This is a genomic window from Natrinema salinisoli (genome assembly GCF_020405205.1).
GTDB classification, from domain to species: Archaea; Halobacteriota; Halobacteria; order Halobacteriales; family Natrialbaceae; genus Natrinema; species Natrinema salinisoli.
The window spans coordinates 340,146-362,440 of sequence record NZ_CP084470.1; the positions used below are offsets into that span (position 1 = coordinate 340,146).

Here is a 22,295-nt window from a genome sequence, read left to right on the forward strand (position 1 = left end):
TCGCTTGGCAACCTCTCGAACAATGAACGCACCCGAGCCGATGCCATGTATCACGTGAAACCGGGAAAAGGCCATGTTATTCAATAGCCTCTAATTCACAGCTACTAGTAGTTCAGTATGAGCCCGAACTCACCTTCTACCATCAATGCGTCCGTATTATCTAGTTCGAGGACCATCGATATCCTTCATATCGAAGACGATCAGAGGTTTGCGGATCTTGTTGCTACGTTCCTCGAACGTGAACGCGAGAGCTTTGCTATACATACTGAGACAGATCCTCAGGACGCGCTCACCACGCTCCGAGACAGTGCCACCCAGTTTGACTGCATCGTCAGCGACTACGACATGCCCAAATTGAACGGTCTTGAGGTCCTCCAACACGTCCGAGAAGGAAATCCCGATCTTCCGTTTATCCTCTTCACTGGGAAAGGGTCTGAAGAGATTGCGAGTGAAGCGATCACTGCGGGCGTCACGGAGTACCTGCAAAAGGGCGGTGGCACCGAACAGTACCAGGTACTCGCTAACCGCATCCAGAACGCTGTCGAACGCTACTGGGCCGAACGATACCTTGACCGCGGACTCAAAGCTATCGAAACCGCTCATGACGGGATTGCCATCCTAAGCGAAGATGGTTACATCGAGTACCTGAACTCAACGTACGCCGAGTTACTCGGGTACGAACGTGACGAACTCATTGGAATTCACTGGGAGACGCTCTACCGTGATGAAGACATTGATGATATCTATGATGTGTTGCTACCTGCTGCTAGGGACGGTCGCTGGCACGGCCATACGTCGTTCGTCCGGAAGAATAGAACTGTGATCAAGCTTGAACACACCCTCTCGTACACAGACGACGGCTCACTCATCTGTACGCTCTCGAATCCGACCACTGACGAGTCCACCGAATCGGAACTGTCAGTGCGAGAACGAGCGATGAACGAAGCATCTGTCGGCATCACCCTCACCAACCCTCATGCCGAGGATAACCCGATCATCTACGCGAACGACGAGTTCACCGCTCTCACCGGCTACGAGAGGGATGAGGTACTCGGGCGGAACTGCCGGTTCCTCCAGGGCGAGCAAACAAGCGAAGAACCAGTGGCCGAACTTCGGGACGCAGTCGAGAACAGGGAGACTGTCACTGTCGAACTTCGGAACTACCGCGCAGACGGCACTGAATTCTGGAACCGAATCCGTATCGCACCACTCTTTGACGACAACGGCGATATCGAGTATTTCGTCGGCTTCCAGGATGACGTGACGGAAAAGAAAACGCAGGAAACGCAGTTACGTTCACAGACTGCACGGCTCGAAGCACTTTTTGAACACTCCCCGGACATGATTGCCATCCACGACGCTAATGGCATCATCTGCGATGTCAACCAACGCATGTGCACGGAACTCGGCTATACGGAAGACGAAGTTATCGGGAAACCCGTCTGGGAGCTCGACACGTCCTCCGACCCGGATCGTGCACGGTCGTTCTGGGAGGGCTTACCGACAAACACTCCACAACGGTTCGAAGGGGAACTCAAACGGAAGGACGGAACGACAGTTTCCGTTGAAGTTCATCTCATCCGTCTCGATCTGGACGGCAAAGACCGGTTCGTGGCGATGGACCGCGACATCACCGAACAAAAGAAACAACAAGAAGAACTTGTCGATCAGAATGAACGTTTAGATCGATTTACGAGTATTGTCAGTCATGATCTCCGGAACCCTATCCAACTCGCACAGGGAAGGCTTGACTTACTCCAAGAAGAGTGTGACAGCACTCACATCGCGGATATCGAGCACGCACTCGATCGAATGGATTCGCTCACTAAAGATTTGCTCACGCTCGCACGAGTCGGTGATGATGCAATAGAGATCGAACAGGTGGCAGTCGATGGAATTCTTCAAGAGTGTTGGGACACTGTGGCAACGAAAGACGCAACGCTCGCTGTCGAAACGGATCGTATAGTTGCGGCTGATCGGGATCAACTCAAGCAATTATTCGAGAATCTATTCCGGAACGCGATTGAACATGCCGGTGAGAGCGTAACAGTGACTGTCGGCGAGACAGCCGACGGATTCTATGTCGAGGATGATGGTCCAGGAATTCCGGAATCAGCGTACGACGAGATTTTTGAAGCCGGATACACGACGGTAGAGAACGGAACTGGATTCGGACTAAACATTGTCTCCCGCGTCGTAGATGCACATGACTGGACGATTGCAATTACGGAGCGATCCGAAGGTGGCGCTCGATTCGAAATTAATACTTAAAAAAGCGGTTGCGAAGAGGGTTCATTTTCGGTTGAGCGGTTATCATTGCTGATTCTCAATGTGAATATAATAACAATACCAACAGGTTAATAGTATATCAGTTCAAACCCGGAATTGGCGAGGAATAAGATTCGGTTGTTGTCAGACTGAATCTGTCCGACTCTGAGACATACGGTCCTCGCCTCTCGAGATCGGCCACCTGCAGTCAATAGCCAGCTTGTGTCCCGATCTCGAGCCCTCCCCGATTGACACACCAGATGGGGGAAGGGAGCTCCACCACCAACTCCTCGTTGGTGGTATTCTTAACGAATGCCTATCAAATTTGACATAACTATATTATTCAATTCTTAATAATAATTTATTATGATAATAAGTTAATTTTTCTATAAATAGAATGTAAATTCTTTCTTAGGGATGAGCTGGGATTGTGAGATTTACTTAGCAGGATTAAGGCGCTAAGCCCCCATCCTCACGGAGCGAGCGCAAGCGAGCGAGTAGGGTGGGGTAATTCACTAACTCGGTAACCATGATACCTCAAGTAGGCGGACGACGAACGAACAGTATAGGTTCTGGACGATGACTGCAATCGATATCAACTGCGATATGGGCGAGAGCTTCGGCAACTGGACCATGGGGCGCGACGCCGAGGTGATGCCGTATATCACCTCTGCGAACATCGCTGGCGGCTATCACGCAGGTGATCCACACGTTATGCGTGAAACCGTCACGCTCGCTGCGGAATACGATGTCGGGATCGGTATCCATCCCGGCCTCCCAGACAAGATGGGGTTCGGTCGCCGGTCGATGGACGCGACGCCCGAGGAAGTGCGCGACTACGTCGTCTACCAGTTGGGTGCGCTGATGGCATTCGCGAATCGTCACGGAGCGAGCGTCCAGCACGTCAAACCTCACGGTGCGATGTACTCGATGCTCTCCGAGAGTGAAGCTCACTGCCGTGCCGTCATGGAAGCTCTTCTCGAGGTCGATCCTAGTCTCGTCTATTTGGCAACCGATATGAACATCTACGAGGTCGCCCAGGAGTACGACGAGTTAGACGCCGTCTTCGAAGGGTACGTCGACCTCGACTACAACCCCGACCGCACGCTGATCGTCGAGAAAGAAGTTGAACCGAAAGATCCGGACTTGGTCGCAGATCGGGTCATTTCCATCGCGACACGGGGCGAAGTCGAGGCTGTCGACGGAACAGTAATCGACGTTCCCGCGTCGTCGATCTGTATCCACGGTGACGGGCCGAACTCGGTTGAACTACTCGAGACGATCCACGAACGACTCGAGGCCGAAGGGATCGAACTAGCTCGCCTCGACGAATTGGTGTGAACGACCCCCCTACTGCGTCGTTCGATCGGAGATCGTCCCATTGGGCGGTGCCATCCGCCTACTCAGACTGATTTAGCCCTTCGAACTGTTGATCAAGATATTTCGTCGTGTGGTCGCTCTCGATGAACACGTCGTCCTCGATAACTGCGAGGTGAAACGGAATCGTTGTTGAGATCCCCTCTATCTGTGTCTCCCCGAGAACTCGCTTGCTGCGTTCGAGTACCTCCTGACGGTCCTGTGCGGTAACAATAAATTTCCCAACGAGTGAATCGTAGAACGGACTGATCCTGTCGCCCTCGTTGACACCGTCGTCGACGCGGACTCCCATTCCTGTAGGTGGTCGATACGTTTCGAGCGTTCCCGGTGTCGGATTGAACTCCTCGTAGGGATCTTCGGCGTTGATACGGAACTCCATCGCAACACCTCGTGGGTTGACTTCGGACTGGTCGAAAGATAGTTCCTCACCTGCAGCGACGCGGAACTGTTCTTTGACGATATCGATGCCCGTCACCGCTTCGGTGACCGTGTGTTCGACTTGGATCCGAGCGTTTACCTCGAGGAAGTAGAAGTCACCGTCCTCGTAGAGAAACTCGACGGTGCCGGCACTGCTGTAACCGGCTTCGGCAACCCCCGATCTGGCGGCTTCACAAAGCTCCTCTCGCGTCTCTTCGTCGAGGACAGGCGAGGGCGTTTCCTCGATGAGTTTCTGCTGACGACGCTGCACCGAGCAGTCGCGTTCGTAGAGATGGCGGACGGTCCCGTGGCTGTCACCGATGACCTGAACCTCAATATGGCGTGGATTCTCGAGGAATCGCTCGACGTAGACAGCGTCGTTGTCGAAGTACGCTTCGCCCTCACGTTTGGCGTTCGTGAACGCCTCCTCGGCTTCTTCGGGGCCTGTGACGATTTTCAGCCCGCGACCGCCGCCACCGCCGTCCGCCTTGATCGCGACCGGGTAGCCGTGTTCGTCGGCGAATGCCTTCACCTGGTCCGGATCATCGATCGGTTCGTCCGTTCCTGGAACAATCGGGACGCCCGCTGCGTCCATAATGGCTCGTGCCTTCGTCTTTTCACCGAAGTCGGCCATCACGTCCGATGGGGGGCCGATCCAGATGAACTCGGACTCCTCAACCCGACGGGCGAACGACTCGTTCTCCGCAAGGAACCCGTAGCCCGGATGGATCGCCTCGGCCCCAGTTTCGGCTGCTGCGTCCAGCAGCGACTCCTGATCGAGATAGCTCTTGCCGGCGACCGAGGATCCCACATGAGCTGCCTCGTCGGCGCGGCGAACGTGTTTCGCTGTTTCGTCGGCGTCGCTGTACACGGCGACCGTCTCTATTCCGAGTTCGTTGGCTGCCTGTACCACACGGACTGCTATTTCGCCTCGATTCGCGACGAGTACTTTGTCAATCATTTATTGGAGGGTCCGCACTACAACGACTGCTGAATGGTCTCGAGAAGATCGTCTCGTTCTTGCCGAATCTCGAGCGCTTCTTCGACGTCGACGGCGTTGAAATCGACGGTACTGTGGGTTCGACACTGGGCGAGCGCATCGCGCTCGGGACTCACGACGGTTCCGACGGTCACGTAGCCGCCGCCCGTAACGGCGTCTCGCATCAGAATAATCGGTTGGCCGGCCATCTGGATAGAGCCGACGGGATAGCCGAGGTCGACGACGTTGGTGACGTCCGTTCCGGCACCGAAGGGCTGCTCGCGTTCTTCGAACATGTCGGTGATATCTGGGCCCTCGAACCGGTAGCCGACCCGGTCGGCCTCGTCGGAAACTTTCCAGTCGGCGTCGAGGAACCGCTGTCGTCCCTCGTCGGTGAGCCGATAGTCACAGAGTCCCATCACGACGTTGATCTCGCTCTGGGAGTAATCCGGCCGATCCGTCTCATCGATCGAAGTGCCGAGTAGTTCGTTGGTGTCCGCTGACGACTCACCGATCGAGAGTTCATCGCCCTCTTCGAGCGACCGACCCTCGTGGCCGCCGATTCCGATCAGGGTGTACGTCGCACGGCTTCCCATCACCGGCTCGATATCGATACCACCGGCGACTGCGAGATACGCACGTGCGCCTTCCGTCGCGAACTCGAAGTCGAGTGTGTCGCCGGCCTCGGCCTGGACGGCAGTCCACGTCGGGATCGGTTCGTCCTCGAGGGATGGATCCATATCTGCACCGGTAACGGCGAAGACGGTGTCCTCCTCGAACTCGATCTCCGCACCCATATAGGTCATCTCGAGGGTTGCATCTGATTCGTCGTTCCCGACGAGCCAGTTGCCGACTTTGTGGGCGAACTGGTCCATCGCGCCGGAGGGGGGCATTCCGATGTGATAGTGTCCGTAACGGCCGGTATCCTGAACGGTCGTGACGAGTCCACCGTCGAGAATACGCATCAGTCGAGCACCTCCAGAAGCTGCTCGTTGTATCCATGTGGATCGTCGAAGAACGCCTGTATTTCGAACTCGACCCGATCGTAGTTGTACTGGTAGGTCCCGTCTTCGATCTCCGAACGAATTTCATCGTACTCGTCGCGATCGATCTGCCGGAAGTTGAGGATGTCTCCCGGGTTCGGAAGTACCATCGAGTCTTCGAACGCCGACAACTCCTGGTCGATGTCTAACACCTCGACGGGAGTTCGACCGTAGAGCTGATAGCCGCCGGCCCCGGGGACGGGATAGATCGCGGTGAACGCGCCACCGAATCCGATCGCACGGCTCGGTGTCGCCGTCCGCGGCTGCTCGTACTTCGGCACCTCGATCTGCTCGTCGTGTGGAACCATCTGGAAACAAAAGGGAAGCCCGGGGACGAAACCGATCATCGTCACCATGTGCGGCGCGCCGGAGTGGTGGTCGATGAACGCCTGGACGGAATCGAAGCCGTTGAGTTCTGCGGAGTACTCGAGATCCGTCGCGTCCGGGTCTTGATGGCGTTCCCGGAAGTCCATCAGCGTCTCGTGCGTCCACGGATCGTCGTAAAAGACGGGAATATCGAATACCCGTGCCTCCCACTGGTACTCCGAGACGTCGATCTCCTCCTCGAGCGATTTCAGCTCATCGATCAGTTCGTCCGGGTGAAGCACGTTCGGATCGAACTGGATCAGGTAGGAGGCGTTCGACGGTGCAACCTCAATGAGTCCCTCGAGACTGTTCTGACGAATCTCCTGTGTGATCGCCTGTGCTTTGAAGTTCGCGTCGAAACTCATCTCTTCGGCGAGTTCGACGAACACCCAGTCGTCCCCCCCGTACTCATATCGTGGAGACGGGAGGTCCTGTCTGGTTATCGTTTTCTCACTCATCCTACTGAATGAGAGAACGGTTATCGCTGTATAGATACCGACTAGATAGAACGGTGAATATGTGCGATAAAACACACTACTTCGTAAACGTACCTGTCCGTACGGGTTTACACTCGTGTAGCCAAGGTGTGGCTTTGTCAAGTACTAAATATCTGGGGAGCCTCTTTAAGCGTAAGATTCCATAAATGACGACAGAACATATCGAATCGCCGATGCCCGGCGTCTTCTACGCGCGACCGGATCCGGACGAAGCAACGTTCGTTGACGAAGGTGACGAGGTCGCTGAGGGAGACGTCGTCGGATTGGTCGGTGTCATGAAGAACTTCCACGATATCACGGCCCCTGCGGACGGAACGATCACCGAGATCATCGCGGAAAACGAAGAAGAAGTCGACGCTGGTGACGAACTCCTGGTTCTCGAGACCAACTGACGCCGTTTCGATCATCGACCGAGTTCGAGCACTGTTGACGTCTTGTGTCGTCCATTGGATGTCGATGCGTGCCCTGTCGGCTCCGCAAAGCCCCTCCTTGAGCGTGTCCACGCGGATTACTGCAGAGAACCGGTTCGATCTCTCGTTCCTGTACGGTGTTTGTCGTCGTTCGACCCGACCGGTGCCGACGCTACGCTCGGCGATCCCTCATCCGGCGGTCTCGAGCTTCTGGCCGAGCGCAACGGCCATCGCTTCGTCGTACCAGTCGGTCACGATCTGGCAGCCTACCGGGTCACCGTTCCCATCTTCGCCCGCCATGACCGGGACCGAGAGTGCGGGGTTGCCAGTAAGGTTGAACGGGCCAGTGTTGGCGATGGTCCGCAGTAGATCGGCGTCTTCAGTCACCTCTCCGTAGTCGGGTGCAGTCATCGGGGTGGTCGGAAGCAAGAGTGCGTCGTAGGTCCCGAGGCGATCGTTGACGACCGCCTCGAACTCCTGGCGAACGTTCTGTGCAGCGACGTAGCCCGCACCGTCGTCTACCGCCGTCAACGCCCGCCCGATGACGAGACGAGCACGGACGTTCTCGCCGAGTTCGTCGACGTCCACGAGGTGAGCGGAATGGCAGCCACGCCCGAGGTCACCGAAGCGACGCTCACTGCACGTCAGCGCGAGGCCGTCGACGCAGCGCTGTCGCTCGGCTATTACAGTATCCCTCGCGACGCGAGCTACGAGGACGTCGCCGAAGCGATAGACTATGCATCGAGTACCGTTGCCGAACACCTGCGGAAGGCAGAGGGAAAACTCGTCCGGTCCGCGTTTGGCGGCTACAGCCGGTAACTACCGAGTACTGGGTAGATGAGCGCGGACAGCATCAACCAGCGACTCCTGTGACGGCCGGGCCTCGATGAGCGTGATGATCCCCAAGAAGTGGGTACTGGCTGCACGAACTGGCAATCCGACGCTCAACACGAGCTCCAACGGCTCCTGATTCCATCGACAGCCAGCCGAGGCGTACTGTGCATCCGCAGACCAATCCTGAAACCGCGCCACCGGCCCGACGTCACTCCGTCCGTGCTCGAACAGTAAGATCTGCCCACCAGGTTTACACACTCGATCCATCTCCTCGAGTGCTGCCACCGGATCCGGAAACGTGCAGGTGGACAGCGACGAAATCACGGTATCAAAACTGTCGTCGGGGAATTCGAGCGCTTGTGCGTTCATCTCCTCGACCGTTCCATCGACCTCGAGGTCCTCGATCCGGTCTCGCGCCTTCGCCAACATCTCCGGACTGATATCGATCCCGACGAGGTCGACGGTGGAGGATAGATACGGGAAATTCGTCCCGGTCCCGCAGGCAACATCGAGCACTCGTCCCTCGACATCACCGAACAGCCGCTGTCGATAGCGGCCAGTTAGACGGCGTTCGAGCCAGTCAAATCGGTCGATCCAGGAAGCACACTCCGCGTACGACTCTCGGATCTCTTCAACTGACATCGGTCGCCGTCCAGCCGGATCACGGACGGCATCGATATTGTGTGAACCCATAGCATGGACGTCAACGTCGAGGCTAATAGCCTTCCTTCTCGTATGTGAATTGATTTTTCGAATCCGAAATCGTTCGCATGCGATTGGCCCCATTACTTGCGTCCCGACGATACGCGGATCTCGGAATCACAATCTGTTCCGTTTTACTCTCGTATACAGGGATCGTGGCTGCTATAGTAGCCACTGAAAATTAACCATAGTGGCAGGGTCGCATTTTTGTAGCTAGCACACTCAAATCATGACTGTGACCGTGCGAGAGAACAGTAGGTCAACAGGTGATGAAGTTGCTGGTGGCCCGTTGAATAATCAACCAAGAGAAGAATATACCAGCCGCTTCCCCGTAGCAGAGCTGGCCACCTCTAACGGAACGGAAACCGTTGATAATGACACGACCAGTGTCAATACTTCGACTGTGGATAGTCTCGGTACAGCCGTTTCAGTTACCGGTCTGAGTAAGCGATTCGGTGAAGGACAAGAGGCGATCACCGCTGTAAACGATGTCTCCTTCGACATCGAAACCGGGTCCATAGTGGGATTGTTAGGGCCAAACGGGGCTGGGAAGACGACGCTCATCAAGTCGATCCTCGGGATGGTTCTGCCGGAATCGGGGACCGTTCGGATCCAGGGAATCGACCTCTACGATCGGCCACGTGAAGCGTACGCGTCCGTCGATGCGATGCTAGAGGGAGCACGGAACGATTACTGGCGATTGACCGTCCGAGAGAACCTCCGGTATTTCGCCACAATCAGTGGTGTCGATCCGGATTCAGTTAGTGACCGCCACGAACGACTCCTCACGCAATTGGGACTCGCAGAGAAAGCAGACGTTCCCGTCCGCGAATTATCTCGCGGGATGAAACAGAAAGTATCGCTGGCGAGCGTCCTCGCTGGGGGAGCAGAGGTCGTCTTTCTCGACGAGCCGACTCTGGGATTGGATATCGAGAGCTCACGAACGCTCCAACGAGAGTTACGGCGTCTCGTCGAGGAAGAAGACCTGACCGTCATCCTCAGCAGTCACGATATGGACGTCGTCGAAACGGTGTGTGACCGCGTTCTCATCATGTCCGATGGAGAGATTATCGCAGACGATACTGTAGACGCGCTTCTCCACCGGTCTGATCGACACTGTATTCGTATCACGAGTCGCGATTTCGACGACACCATCGTTTCGACTCTCCAAAGTCGGTTCGACACGGTTCGCGTCGAGTCAGGCAACTACGGCACCCAAATCGAGGTAACGACGGACAGTGACGGACTCTACGATTTGCTCGAGCGGCTTCGTAGCGAGGAGGTAACGCTCGAGCGCGTACAAACGGTCGAGCCGGACCTCGAGGACGTGTTCGTCGATCTGACGTCCGAACGGAGGGATCGATGAGTTCGCACCAGCAGGAGACAGACGCCACACCGCGGAAAGCCGGATATTATCACCTCGCACGAGCCGTTCTCTACCGCGAGTATCTGATCTTCGTTCGGTATCCCGCCAACGCCATCGGTGGTATCATCATCTCACTGTTCTTTTTCGGCGTGCTCTTCTACGGCGGGCGGATGATCGCCGGGCAAGCGCTCACCGATTCGATCGAGGGGATCATCGTCGGCTACTTCCTGTGGACGCTGTCGGTGGGTGCGTACTCCTCCATCTCGAACGATATCGGGAGCGAAGTGCAGTGGGGGACCCTCGAGCGCCACGTGATGTCGCCGTTCGGGTTCGCTCCTGTCGCGCTGTTGAAAGGCGTTGCAAAGATCGTCCGAACGTTCATCACGTCGACGATAATTCTGGCAGTGATGATCGTGCTCACCGGCACGACGCTCGAGTTGCATCTCTTCACGATCGTCGTCATCGCGACGCTCAGCATCGTTTCGGTCCTCGGACTCGGGCTCGCAGCTGGTGGCGTTACCGTGCTCTACAAGCAGATCGGTAACTGGCTAAACCTCCTTCAGTTCGGGTTCATCGTGCTTATTTCTGCACCTGCGTTCGACCTCGGGTGGATGAAATTACTGCCACTCGCACACGGGAGTGCACTCCTCCAACGTGCAATGATCGACGGGCTCCGACTGTGGGAATTCGAACCCGCTGAGATAGCGCTTCTGTTCGGAACTGCCGCTGGCTACTTCGTGTTGGGGTATACCGTCTTTCAGTATGCGACCCGCCGGGCGAGACGGCTCGGCGTTCTCGGTGACTACTAACAGATATGTCAGATTCGCGCTAGTTTCACCCTCAGGATTTGGACCGAGCGCAGATCCCTGGCGGACTCGTCGTATCGGTCGCCGTCTCGCTTTCAGCCACTCCCGCCTTCGCAAAAGAGGAGGGGGAGAGGCAGAAGGGAAAGGAGGAATTGAGGGATTCGTCGAAGGACAGGGGTTAATCGGTGCGGCACTCGTCCTTATTGGTGGCGGCATTCTATTGACATTCTGCGCTAAGAAATCGGTCAGTTGTTTCCCAAGAACGGCGTTCGGCTTGAAAATATCGCTGTTCGCACTCGCGATTATTTTGTCCGGGGTCGAATTCGACGACACGATCCCTGCACTCGGGAGACATTGGGGACTGGGAGTCGCGTTCTTTTCTTCGGAGTTGTGACCTCCGTGCCCGCTATGACCGGCAGAATTCTCTCACTGCTATTGTTGTGTACCGCACTTTTCTCGGCAAACACGTCGAAACGAGTACCGCGCGAAAACTGTTGGTCAGAGGTGCATTATGTTACAATATACGGTTACATTTCTTTGATATAGGTATTCTAATCACAGAATCCGATTTTGGGCCACAGTTTACGACCGGTTATAAAGGTTTGTGGGGAACTATAATGTATTACAACATACAAGCCATATGGGAAGCACATGAGTTGCCAAAATGGAGACGATCAGGTGCAGCGGTCTCGACCATCGGGATTCCCGGGGGAAGCTACCGATGAGGCACAGTAGACGACAGCTGCTCGCCACGCTTGGGGCCGGAACGCTCGCAGGGTGCATAGGAGGAAGCGATAGCGAAGCGGAAGCGACGGAGGCATCGCTACTTCTCAATTGGAAACCCAATGGTCTCCACGTTCCGTACTATACCGCTATCGAACGGGGATTTTTCGAAGAGGAAGGAGTGGAACTGACCGAGATCGAACCTGGAGAGGGATCCGATTTTTCGGCGACTCAGGCCGGGTTGGGAAATACCGAATTCGCGATTACGAGCGCCGATCAGATCCTGAACGCGAACGCGAAAGACCTCGACGTTGTCGCGGTCGGTGTTATCATGCAGCGTGGGCCAGTTCAAGTGTTCACCGCCCGTGACAATTTCGGAACGGAACTCACGGAAAGCGAGCAGTTGGCTGGTGTCACACTCGGGAGCGGTCCCGGGATGGTTCGGCAGATGACGGAAGCGTATCTCGAACACGAGGGGATCCTCGATGACGTTGAATACGTCGACAGTGGGTTCGATACGGTTCAGCAGTTGCTCTCCGGAGAAATCGACGCAGCCAGCGGCGTGTTCAGCGACGTCGTCGACGCTCGCCACCAGGGGTACGAGATCGATACGCTCTCGGTCAACGACGCGATCCCGGCCTACGGTCACGTTATCGCGACGTCGCGATCGTTCGCCGACTCGAATCCCGACACAGTTCGATCGTTCCTTCGGGCGGCTGCTCACGGGGCAGTCTGGGCGAACAATAACCCCGACGACGCGACCGGACTGCTCCTCGATGCCGTCCCGGAACTCGAGGACACACGCACGAATCAACGCGACAAGTGGAACGAACTCCGGACGGAGTTTATGCTGTCGGAAGCGATTCGAGAACACGGCTGGGGATGGAACGAGTCGGCCGTCTGGGAGTCGCTTCGAACCACGCTAGCGAACGGCGATTACCCCGGTGGAGAGGTGGACTCAGAGGAGGTCTGGACGAACGACTATCTCGATACGGACGACGAATACATCGGGGAATACGGTGAGCTGATCGAATAGACGGAATGAGCGACGACAACTCGAAAACGGTGTCAGATCGACCGACGAGGAGGAACCCGAAGTCGTCACGGGCGGTCCGACAGCGCCTTCGCAGCCAGTTCGACGGCGATTTTCGCGGACCTGCACTCGGGACGATACTATGCGTGCTCACCGTTGGATGCTGGCATATAGCCGTCGTCCTCGCTAACCTCCCGACCGTCGTACTTCCCTCTCCGGTGGAAGTGGGTGTCGCACTCGTCGACCTTCGCTGGATACTCGCCGGCGATGCTGCAGTAACAGCGCTGACAGCCGGACTCGGATTGGCTGCGGGGCTCGTCATCGGCACGATGCTGGCGTTTTTCATGGCCGTCTCTCGGTCCGCTGCAGCGGTTGTCCTCCCGTACGTAGTCGCGCTCCGTATCGCGCCGGTCATCGCTATCGCTCCGCTCCTGTTCCTCTGGTTCGGCCGCGGAATACCGGGAAAAGTCCTCCTCGTCACGACCTTGACCGTCTTTCCGATAACCATCGCGTCGCTCGACGGACTGCGATCGACCCCCGAATCGTATCTCACGCTACTCCGGTCCGTCGGCGCGTCGACGTCGACGATCTTCGTCCACGTTCGACTGCCGGCGGCTGCCCCGAGCGTATTTGCCGGAGTGAAAAACGCAGCGACTCTCGCAGTCATCGGCGCGGTCGTTGCCGAGTTCGTGACGCTCGACGCCGGCATCGGGTATCGCGTGTTCGAAACATCCAGCGCACTCCAGACAGCCGAGTCGTACGCTGCACTCGCCGTCCTCTCCGGGCTCGGGCTCCTCTTTTACGGTATCCCATCACTCCTCGAACGGGTGGCCAGAACGAGATTCGAATGAGTCAGGAAAGCGGCACTCGGCGTTGAACCATCCGCTGGCAGATGCCGACCAGACCGTACAACGCGACGCCGATGAACACGAGGACGACGAGTGCGGCAATGATAATATCCGTTCGAAGGTTTTCGGAACCCAGAAGGATGAGGTAGCCGAGACCGCTGCTCGCGACGACCCACTCGGCCACGATCGTACCGACGACAGCGAGCGTGACCGATTGTTTCAACCCGGCGAACACGTCCGGAATCGCATACGGCAACCTGAGATGAACGAACGTGTCCACCTTGCTCGCGTCGACCGAGCGGAGTAATTCGACGTGCCGTTCCGGCGTCCGTGAGAGTCCGGCGACAGTATTCAATACCAGCGGAAAGAACGTGATGAGCGCGATGAACAGGATCGCGGTCATCAACCCCGTCCCGAGGTAAATCAACAAGAGGGGAGCGACCGCTATCTTCGGGAGCACCCGGACGGTAACCAGATACGGATAGAGTGCCGTTCGGAGTACCGGGACCGTACCCAGGAGAATACCGAGTCCGAATCCGATGGCGATACCGATAGCACCGCCGTATACGACTTTTTCGAGCGTCGCGACGACGTTCCGAAAATACAACATCGGGCTGCCGAACAGTTGCGCGAGTACTGCCCCCGGAGACGGCAACAGAAACGATGGGATAGCCAGTAGTGTGGTTCCGAGCCACCACAGTGAAACGCCGACGAGCAACGCCACGAACGGGAGCACGATTTCGCTCCGCCGTACATCGATCGAGTTCCCTCTCATCGTCTGTTTTCGACGCCGTCGTACAGCTCCCGTCTGATATCCGCGACCTGTTTCTGGTATTCGACGCTTCCGAGCAGCTCCGTATCCCGCCGGTCCGAAAAGTCGATCTCGAGCGTCGCTTTGATCCGTCCCGGCGTGTCCGTGACGACGACGCATCGGTCACCCAGAAACGCCGCTTCTGGAACGCTATGGGTGACGAACAATGTCGTCTTCTGTTCTCGTTCGTGAAGCCGACGGAGTTCGACGCCGAGTTGGTCTCGCGTGATCTCGTCGAGCGCGCCGAACGGTTCGTCCAGAAGCAAGACGTCAGCATCGAGATGTAGGGCCCTGACGATAGCGACCCGCTGTTTCATCCCGCCGGAGAGCTCTCGCGGATACGCATCGATGAACCCGTCGAGTCCGACCGATTCCAACAGTGAGCGTGCCTGCGTCTCGTTCGGGGGTTTTCCCGCCATTCGGCGAAGGAACTGAACGTTCTCGAGTGCCGTCTTCCACGGGAGAAGTGTGTGATCCTGAAAGACGAACCCGATATCACCGGCATCGCGACGGACCGCTGGTGCGTTGCCGTCTATCGTGACGGTTCCGTCGGTCGGGGACTCCAGTCCGCCGATCACGCGCAGGAGCGTCGTTTTCCCACAACCAGACGGTCCGACGATAGTGACGAACTCGCTCGGCTGGATCTTCAGATCGATATCGGCGATCGCAGTGACAGTCTCGAAGGCGACGGTTGCGTCGTCGATAGCTATCATGATTTCGAAAACTGTTGCGTATGGGCCACTGCTGTCCGTACGCGCTCCCACTCGTCGTCACGGTGGACCCCCCAGCCCTCGTTTCGTCGGGCTCTACTATCGGCAAACGACTCGAGCGCTCGTCGGAACGTCCGCTCGATTTCCTCGTCTCCAGCGTCGACGGCGGCTGCAATTCGTCTCGCCGCCGGTGTCGGATCCGATCGCCCGGCACGCCATCCCAACATCGTCCCCGTCAGAAACCGCTCGAGCGGCTCTGTTCCCGTCTCGCTGGCCGATGGATCAACGACGAGTGACGGCCCGTAAATCGGGAACTGGTCCGCGATCGTGAGCACGTCCACTGTCTCGTCGTGGGGGAGCGCCCACGGGTCCGAGAACGATCCCGCGACGACGTCGGCATCGCCGGTGCGGAGGGCCGCCGACTCTTCGCCCGTCGTTTCGAATATCTCGACGTCGTCGGCGACGCCTGCCTGCGAGAGGAACAGTTCGGCCAGCAGTCGCGTTTCCGTGTTCGGCGACATACCGATACAGCGATCACGGAGCTGTTCGCTCTCGGTGAGTCGCTCCCCGAAAACCGTTCGCGTCGTATACAGTACGGTCATCGCCCGCTGGTAGAGTACTGCGATCGGGGTGATCGAGTCGCCATCCCGTCGAGCATCGGTGAGGACGGCAGCACCGACGATTCCGACGTCGACGTCGCCGCCGGCGACGGCTCGAAGCGCCTGTTCCGAGCCATTATAGTGGACGAACTCGACGTCCACACCGACGTTGTCGTACGTCCCTTCGATCTGTGCCGCATAGAACGGGACGTGAAGACCGTTCGGTCGCCAGTTGAATCCGAGGCGGATCGTGCCACGGTCGGCGGGAGTCGAACTCGACAGATCGGCGTTCGCGGTACCGATGAGTTCCGCGGCGCGCGTCGCGTACGCGTCGTGCATCGCCGTCTCGACCGTATGGTCGGTCGACCACGCTTTCGGCGGCCGCCCTTCCTCGCTTTCTAGCGTCGTTTCCGTCACCAGCCCCCGATCGGAGAGGCGTGACAGCGCGTCAGCGACGGCCTGGTTGCCGAGGCCAGTTCCGAGGCGAATATCTATCTGTCGTGCTCGCGGGTCCTCGATACGATCGTCTTCGACGCGGCGAACGAGGTACGCGAGGACGCGACCGGACTGCGCTCCGAGTCCGAGTCCGAGATCAGCGGCGAGCTGCTCGTCGTCACCGTCCAGCACCCAGTGCTCCGCTGCTTTCATCGTGCTGGCACCATTGTGGTCGTATACTTAGCGTGTCTGTATAAGCGTACTCCCGATCGAGGCTCACCTTCCGTTCTCGCCGGTTGCGGCGTGTATGATCGGCGTTCACTCGAGCGACCAGCCGGTCACGCCTCTTTGACGAATCGATACGTTTCCGCGTCGTCGTCCAACTCGTTCAGGGCGATATCGACGTATCCGTGCTCCGTGATCTCGTCCGGAAGCGACCGCGTCGAACTGTATGCAGACGGGATTTCGAGGACCTCGCGGACGTCGATTTCGAGTTCGTCGGTCGCCTGCTCGAGATCGGCCTTCTCGAACACGATTTCGTCGTCGGTGTCCGCTCCGGCCTCGAGTTTGTTTTCGAAGACGCGGACGAGCGTGGCAGGGTACTTTCGCATACAAGTCTAATACGCATAAGGTGCAATAAAACTAGTCAGGGAATACTATACAGGGGTTCTGCGGCGGTGACGGCTCCGATCCGTTCAGCCTCGATACTGTCGATTCTCCTCGAGGATATTCCGTTCCGTTCGGAGGAAAAGTATGCTCGGCCAGCGGGGTCTCGTCGTTTCACTGACCTGGATCGACGAACCGATCGGTATCATCGTCCCGCCGGTCGATTTCCTCGATCGCCGCGTCGAAATGGGAGGCGGTCAGAGTGATCTGGTCGGGATCCGTCGTCGGACTGGCGACGTGCTGCCTGACCGCGACGGTCGCAGCCTCGCGACAGACGGCTTCGATGTCGGCACCGACGTAGCCGTCGGTTCGTTCGGCGAGAGTTCCGAGATCGACGTCGTCGGCGAGGGGCCGGTCCCGCGTGTGGACCGCAAAGATCTGGTGGCGCGCGTCCTCGTCCGGAGCGTCAACGTGAATGTGGCGATCGAACCGTCCGGGACGCATCAACGCGTCGTCGAGGAGATCGGGGCGGTTCGTCGTCGCGATGACGACGACGTCTTCCAGTTCTTCCAGCCCGTCGAGTTCGGTCAGCAGCTGTGAAACGACGCGTTCACCGACGCCGGCATCGGTACTGCTGCCGCCGCGTTCGGCCGCGATCGCATCAATTTCATCGAAAAACAGGACGGTCGGCGCGTTCGTTCGCGCTTTTTCGAATACTTCGCGAACGCCTCGTTCGGACTCGCCGACATACTTGTTCAAGAGTTCCGGTCCCTTGATCGAGATGAAGTTCGACTGGGCCTCGTTGGCCACGACCTTCGCCAACAGCGTCTTGCCCGTCCCCGGTGGCCCGTACAGCAACACGCCCTTGGCCGGTCGAAGCGCGACCCGGTCGAATGCGTCGGGGTGTTCCAGCGGCCACTGGACGGTCTCGCGGAGCCGTTGGGTCGTTTCAGCCAGTCCGCCGACGTCGTCCCAGGTCGCATCCGGCACTTCCACGAACACCTCCCGGAGCGCCGAGGGGGTCGCACTCCGGTGGGCTGCGTCGAAATCAGCTGCCGTGAGCGCCAGAGATGCTACCGTCGCGTCGTCGGGATGGTTCTCGTCCGGATGAATCCCGTTCCGGCGGAGGGTGTGTAACGCCGCCTCGCGAATGAGAATCTCCAGATCCGCGCCGACGAATCCGTGAGTGCGTTCGGCGAGCGACGCGATGTCGACGTCGGCCGCGAGCGGCATCCCGCGGGTCAGAATCCGAAGGATTTCCTCGCGGCCGTCGCGGTCGGGAACGCCGATTTCGATCTCGCGATCGAACCGGCCGGATCGGCGCAGCGCTGGGTCCAACGTCTCGGGCTGAGTGGTCGTCCCGATGACGACGAGGCTGTTGTCGGCCTCGAAATCGTCCATGAGCGAAACGAGCGGCCCGACGCCGTCGGCCGAATTCCCGGTATCGTCCCGCGTTCCGGCGATCGCATCGAGTTCGTCGATGAAGACGACCGCGGGTTCGTTCGCGGCGGCGTTCTCGAACCGATTTCGGAGCCGTTCCGCCGTTTCGCTGCGGCGTGCTGCGACGATTGCAGGTCCGCTAATGGTTTCGACGTGGATGTCCGCCTCGTCCGCGAGCGCCTGAACGATGAGCCGCTTTCCGGTCCCGGGCGGACCGTGCAGTAATACGCCGTTCGTCGGTTCGACGCCGAGTCGGCCGAAGACGTCGGGTGAGCACAGCGGTAGTTCGACGGTCTCTCGAATCTGAGCGATTTCCGCGTCTAGACCGCCGATATCGGCGAAGGTGATCCTCGCCGAGCCGCCGGTGCTGTCGATAGCAGTCGAAAGCTCTTCCGCGGGCTGGGGTGCTACCGAAATCCGCGTCCAGTCGCGTACGAGAACGATGTCACCCGGTGCCGCCGCAGTGATGCGGACCGGAACCGTCCGCCGAGCGGGGTCGTCTGCCCCTCGTGATCGCAGGGTGACCGGAACGACCTGGCCGACGACGACGGCTCGACTGATGAGTTCGTCTCGCAGGGAAAGATCGAAATCGGCCCCGTCGTCGAACCCTTCCGGGAGCGCAACCGTGACGCTATCAGCTGGAGAAACGTCGACCGGTTCGACAGTAACCGTTTCTCCGGCCGCGACACCTGCAGTCCGTCGAACCAATTCGTTCGTGCGGATAGTTCCGTCGTCGATATCGTCGGTCGGCATCACCTGTGTGACTGCACGGTTCCCGTCCGATCCGCGAACGAGGAGAAAATCGCCGCTGTCGAGGCCAAGCTCGGCGAGCGTTCGACGACCGACGACTGTGAGGCCACGACCGGGATCGCTATCGGCAAGCGGCTTCATGCTGAGTTCCATACGCTTCGCTCGAGCAATAGTGTCGCAATACATATAAAAATACAGTAATATTGAGTTGGCACTTGTATGGTTTCGTTATTTCTCATACTCTGCAGATCTAGAATCTTAATTTGTACTCTCCACTCAAATGACCCGTATGTATATATCTGTAATATGACTGTAAAGATAGTAAAGTTATTTGTAGTATCACATGGCAGAAGTCAGTGGTGTTGAGATGATCAATGCTAACAGGCCACAACCAACGGCGGAAGAAGAAGCACAGTTGACCGAACACCTCGGCGCCGATAGTTCGGTTGTTGGTGAAGAACTGACGCTATCAGCGCTGAAATCGGCACTCGAGGGAGAGATCAACGACGAGTTCGCCTCGATGGGCGAGGCGATTCGAAACGATCTCGAAGGGGAACTCGACGCGGAGTTAGTCAGTTCGGCGTTGTCGGACCTCGAGACACAGATCGACCGGCTCTCGGAGGTGCGGGAAGCGGGCATCCCGGACGGGAAGCGCGAACCCGAACGACTCTACCGGGAGCTCGTCGAACCGGGGTGGCGGCTGTACGATCACCTCCTCGACGTCGGCTTCTTCGAAAGCGTCGACGCGAACGCCGTACGGTTCTCCGCCGAACACATCAGGAACACCGGTCGCGGCCTGATCGAGGCGAACCCGCTCACCTCGGAGTTAGAGGCGATCGGCTTCGACGAAGGGGAACAGCTCAGTCTGCTCGCGGACCTAGTGAACAACGATAGGGAACTCGCGCGGTGGGTTCCGACGAAGGAGATCCCGGCCGACGTCGAGTTCAACGTCGACTTCGTCCCACCGCTTCACCAGCGAGCCGCCGGCGGCACGCTGCTGTGGATACAGACCCTCGACGTCCACCTGTGGCAGAAACGAGTGCTCGTTACCGACGAGATACTCGACGACGGCTATTGGGACGTCAAGGGAATGCTGGGCGGACTGTACCTGCTCGGTCGGGTCGCGCGCGAGATCGCGTCCGAGGACGAACGAACGCTCACAGACGGACAGCTGATGGCGGCACTGACGGCCAGTGCTGCCATCATGATCATCAACCAGCAGAAGATCTGCCAGGACGTATTTTACATCACCGAAGCGATGCGGGCGGAACCAGAAGCGAGGTAATCACAGATGTCAATAGAAGAAGACAGAGCGGTTCAGGCTGCACAGGATACGGTCGTTCGAGAGACCGATAACGGTTATCGGGTACTCGGTTCGCCCGAGGAATCGGTCACCCACCAACACGACATCGATCGCATACCGCAATTCGACGTCACCCAGGAGATGATAAGCGAATCCGGTGAGAATCCGGAGGCGTGGCTGACGTACGGCGGTAACTACGAAATGCACCGCTACACGACGGCCGACGTCATCGGCCCGGACAACGTAAGCGACCTCGAGGTCGAGTACGACATCAGGGTCGGTTCCGGGTCGAGCATGGAGGGATCGCCGGTCATCGTTCCCGGGGATCCGACGGTGATGTACCAGTCGAACGGGCCGAATCACATCAAGGCGATCGACGCCCGTAACGGTGACGTGCTGTGGAGTTACACCTACGCGGTGCCCTCCGACGTGGTACTGTGCTGTGACGACAATAATCGCGGACCCGCCGTCTGGCAGGACAAGGTGTACATGACCACCCTGGACTCGGGGGTCGTCGCACTCAACCGGTACACCGGCGAAGAAGAGTGGTACACGTCGACGGCGGACCACGAACGGGGCTACTCCGCGACGTGGGCACCGATCGTCCAGGACGGAACCCTCTACACGGGATCCGCCGGCGGCGAGTACGGCGTCCGGGGCTTCCATACGGCTATCGACGCCGAGACCGGTGAGGAGGAGTGGTTCACGCGGACCTGCCCCGAAGAGGAGTGGGTCGGCGACTCGATCAACCAGGCTGCCGGCACCAACTGGATGTCGGCGACGTACGACGAGGAACGGGACGTCCTGTACATGCCGGTCGGCAACCCCGGACCGGACTTCGACGGCTCTGTCCGTCCGGGACCGAACCGCAACACGTGCGGGACGCTGTGTCTCGACGCCGAGACCGGCGAGCGCCTCTGGTTCCATCAGGAGTCGGCCCACGACGTCTGGGACTACGACTCGGCGTCGCCGCGGATGCTCATCCGCGACCTCGAGTTCGACCACCGCGACGAGATCAGAGACACGGTCGTCAACGCCGGCAAGACCGGCTGGGCGTACTCGATGGACGCAGAGACGGGCCAACTCATCACCCGATCGGATCCGGGCGTCCAGCAGCTGAACATGTTCAGCATGACCCCGCACATCGACGACGGTCGCCGGGGGACGTTCATGCCCGGCGGGATGGGCGGCTGTGACTGGCACCCGGCGACGTACAACCACGAGACCGGGCTGGTCTACTTCAAGATGCACAACAACGCCCAGGAGGCGTGGTGGCGGTTCGAGGAGTTCGAGGAGGGCCGCAAGTACTGGGGCGGTATCCTCGAGGACGAGACCGAAGCGATGCCCGACGAGTACAACGGCCACATCAGTTCCATCACCGCGTTCGATCCGACGACGGGGAAACTCGTCTGGCGCGACTGGATCGATAGCGACACCTACATCTGGGGCGGAACGATGTCGACCACGACCGGCCTGATGTTCGCCGGGACCCAGAACGGCCAGTTCATCGCCTACGACGCCGCGGACGGCGAGCGCCTCTGGGAGTTCGACACCGGCGACGCTCCGCTCTCGTCCAGCCCCGTCAGCTGGTACGATCCCGACGAGGGCAAACAGTACATCGCCATCCAGGTCGGCGGTAGCGGCTGGCTCCGCCGCGGCAAGCGGGACGACCGCGTCGTCGTCTTCTCGCTGGCCGAGTGAATCACGCGCTACCCCTCGTTTTTTTGCGTCGAATCGTCGTCAGCGTCTATTCGCGTCACGTCGCCGGTCGATTCACAGGTGGGACAAGCGAGCACGCCCTTAATCGCCGTCCTCGATTCCACGTGCGGGAACGTCGCCTCGCAGTCGGTACACTGGGCGTTCCGGCGAGTACCGAGCAATGTTTGTTTTTTCGGGATGCCTTGAACGACACCGTGGCCACAGGTCGGACAGGCGAGCCCGTGGTCACCGGCTTTTTCACTCAGTCTCCGGG

The 22,295-nt window shown here is 58.5% G+C and carries 20 protein-coding genes; 10 read left to right on the plus strand and 10 right to left on the minus strand.

The features are described from left to right. Nucleotides 1-117 precede the first annotated feature (117 nt). Entirely contained in the window at nt 118-2,271 is a 2,154-nt protein-coding gene (locus LDB05_RS22480) for a PAS domain S-box protein (RefSeq protein WP_226008080.1), read from the plus strand. Between the two features lie 576 nt (nt 2,272-2,847). Beyond that, nucleotides 2,848-3,609, plus strand: a complete 762-nt coding sequence (locus LDB05_RS22485) for a LamB/YcsF family protein (protein ID WP_226008081.1) — start codon at nt 2,848-2,850, stop codon at nt 3,607-3,609. A gap of 58 nt (nt 3,610-3,667) precedes the next feature. Here the strand turns inward: LDB05_RS22485 and LDB05_RS22490 are convergent, their stop codons facing one another. From LDB05_RS22490 to LDB05_RS22500, 3 genes are read right to left on the minus strand one after another with little or no spacing between them, the layout of a single operon-like run. Then, nucleotides 3,668-5,023 carry an acetyl-CoA carboxylase biotin carboxylase subunit gene (locus LDB05_RS22490; RefSeq protein ID WP_226008082.1) on the minus strand — a complete coding sequence of 452 codons (1,356 nt, stop codon included), beginning with the start codon at nt 5,021-5,023 and terminating at the stop codon, nt 3,668-3,670. A 17-nt stretch (nt 5,024-5,040) separates the two neighbouring features. Then, entirely contained in the window at nt 5,041-6,006 is a 966-nt protein-coding gene (locus LDB05_RS22495) for a 5-oxoprolinase subunit C family protein (RefSeq protein WP_226008083.1), read from the minus strand. Next, nucleotides 6,006-6,908 (minus strand): 5-oxoprolinase subunit B family protein, encoded by a 903-nt coding sequence (locus LDB05_RS22500; RefSeq protein ID WP_226008084.1) that lies wholly within the window; start codon nt 6,906-6,908, stop codon nt 6,006-6,008. Before LDB05_RS22500 ends, LDB05_RS22495 begins: the two co-directional genes overlap by 1 nt. Nucleotides 6,909-7,093: 185 nt before the next feature. On the opposite strand from LDB05_RS22500, the gene LDB05_RS22505 reads away from it, so the two are divergent. Then, on the plus strand, nt 7,094-7,339 hold the full coding sequence (locus LDB05_RS22505) for an acetyl-CoA carboxylase (protein WP_226008085.1): 246 nt from the start codon (nt 7,094-7,096) through the stop codon (nt 7,337-7,339). 207 nt (nt 7,340-7,546) lie between these two features. Here the strand turns inward: LDB05_RS22505 and LDB05_RS22510 are convergent, their stop codons facing one another. Continuing rightward, nucleotides 7,547-7,945 carry an amidase family protein gene (locus tag LDB05_RS22510; RefSeq protein WP_226008086.1) on the minus strand — a complete coding sequence of 133 codons (399 nt, stop codon included), beginning with the start codon at nt 7,943-7,945 and terminating at the stop codon, nt 7,547-7,549. Between the two features lie 12 nt (nt 7,946-7,957). Between LDB05_RS22510 and LDB05_RS22515 the strand changes: the two genes are divergently transcribed. Then, nucleotides 7,958-8,176: a helix-turn-helix domain-containing protein gene (locus LDB05_RS22515; protein WP_226008087.1), complete on the plus strand. Its 219-nt coding sequence runs from the start codon at nt 7,958-7,960 to the stop codon at nt 8,174-8,176. Here LDB05_RS22515 and LDB05_RS22520 read toward each other — a convergent pair whose 3' ends face one another. Further along, a complete protein-coding gene (locus tag LDB05_RS22520) occupies nt 8,177-8,833 on the minus strand; it encodes a class I SAM-dependent methyltransferase (protein ID WP_226008088.1) in 657 nt (218 codons plus the stop codon). Between the two features lie 289 nt (nt 8,834-9,122). On the opposite strand from LDB05_RS22520, the gene LDB05_RS22525 reads away from it, so the two are divergent. The 4 genes from LDB05_RS22525 (at nt 9,123) to LDB05_RS22540 (ending at nt 13,672) form a co-directional block, all read left to right on the plus strand. Further along, on the plus strand, nt 9,123-10,259 hold the full coding sequence (locus LDB05_RS22525; protein ID WP_425498614.1) for an ABC transporter ATP-binding protein: 1,137 nt from the start codon (nt 9,123-9,125) through the stop codon (nt 10,257-10,259). Then, the gene (locus tag LDB05_RS22530) at nt 10,256-11,068 is read left to right on the plus strand and encodes an ABC transporter permease (RefSeq protein WP_226008090.1); all 813 of its coding nucleotides are present in this window, start codon (nt 10,256-10,258) and stop codon (nt 11,066-11,068) included. The genes LDB05_RS22525 and LDB05_RS22530 overlap by 4 nt, the downstream gene beginning before the upstream one ends. A 718-nt stretch (nt 11,069-11,786) precedes the next feature. Continuing rightward, on the plus strand, nt 11,787-12,824 hold the full coding sequence (locus tag LDB05_RS22535) for an ABC transporter substrate-binding protein (RefSeq protein WP_226008091.1): 1,038 nt from the start codon (nt 11,787-11,789) through the stop codon (nt 12,822-12,824). Between the two features lie 143 nt (nt 12,825-12,967). After that, complete coding sequence (locus tag LDB05_RS22540) at nt 12,968-13,672, plus strand: ABC transporter permease (protein WP_343232930.1); 705 nt, start codon at nt 12,968-12,970, stop codon at nt 13,670-13,672. Between the two features lies 1 nt (nt 13,673). Here LDB05_RS22540 and LDB05_RS22545 read toward each other — a convergent pair whose 3' ends face one another. From LDB05_RS22545 to LDB05_RS22565, 5 genes are all read right to left on the minus strand, one after another. Further along, nucleotides 13,674-14,444 (minus strand): ABC transporter permease, encoded by a 771-nt coding sequence (locus LDB05_RS22545; RefSeq protein ID WP_226008093.1) that lies wholly within the window; start codon nt 14,442-14,444, stop codon nt 13,674-13,676. Next, nucleotides 14,441-15,193 (minus strand): ABC transporter ATP-binding protein, encoded by a 753-nt coding sequence (locus LDB05_RS22550; RefSeq protein ID WP_226008094.1) that lies wholly within the window; start codon nt 15,191-15,193, stop codon nt 14,441-14,443. The genes LDB05_RS22545 and LDB05_RS22550 overlap by 4 nt, the downstream gene beginning before the upstream one ends. Next, entirely contained in the window at nt 15,190-16,437 is a 1,248-nt protein-coding gene (locus LDB05_RS22555) for an ABC transporter substrate-binding protein (RefSeq protein WP_226008095.1), read from the minus strand. The genes LDB05_RS22550 and LDB05_RS22555 overlap by 4 nt, the downstream gene beginning before the upstream one ends. A 125-nt stretch (nt 16,438-16,562) precedes the next feature. Then, nucleotides 16,563-16,835, minus strand: a complete 273-nt coding sequence (locus LDB05_RS22560) for a hypothetical protein (protein ID WP_226008096.1) — start codon at nt 16,833-16,835, stop codon at nt 16,563-16,565. Between the two features lie 169 nt (nt 16,836-17,004). Beyond that, nucleotides 17,005-19,173: an AAA family ATPase gene (locus tag LDB05_RS22565; RefSeq protein WP_226008097.1), complete on the minus strand. Its 2,169-nt coding sequence runs from the start codon at nt 19,171-19,173 to the stop codon at nt 17,005-17,007. Between the two features lie 190 nt (nt 19,174-19,363). On the opposite strand from LDB05_RS22565, the gene LDB05_RS22570 reads away from it, so the two are divergent. Together LDB05_RS22570 and LDB05_RS22575 are read left to right on the plus strand one after the other, a co-directional pair. Further along, complete coding sequence (locus tag LDB05_RS22570; protein ID WP_226008098.1) at nt 19,364-20,305, plus strand: hypothetical protein; 942 nt, start codon at nt 19,364-19,366, stop codon at nt 20,303-20,305. 6 nt (nt 20,306-20,311) lie between these two features. Next, nucleotides 20,312-22,024, plus strand: a complete 1,713-nt coding sequence (locus LDB05_RS22575) for a pyrroloquinoline quinone-dependent dehydrogenase (RefSeq protein ID WP_226008099.1) — start codon at nt 20,312-20,314, stop codon at nt 22,022-22,024. Nucleotides 22,025-22,295: the final 271 nt, after the last annotated feature.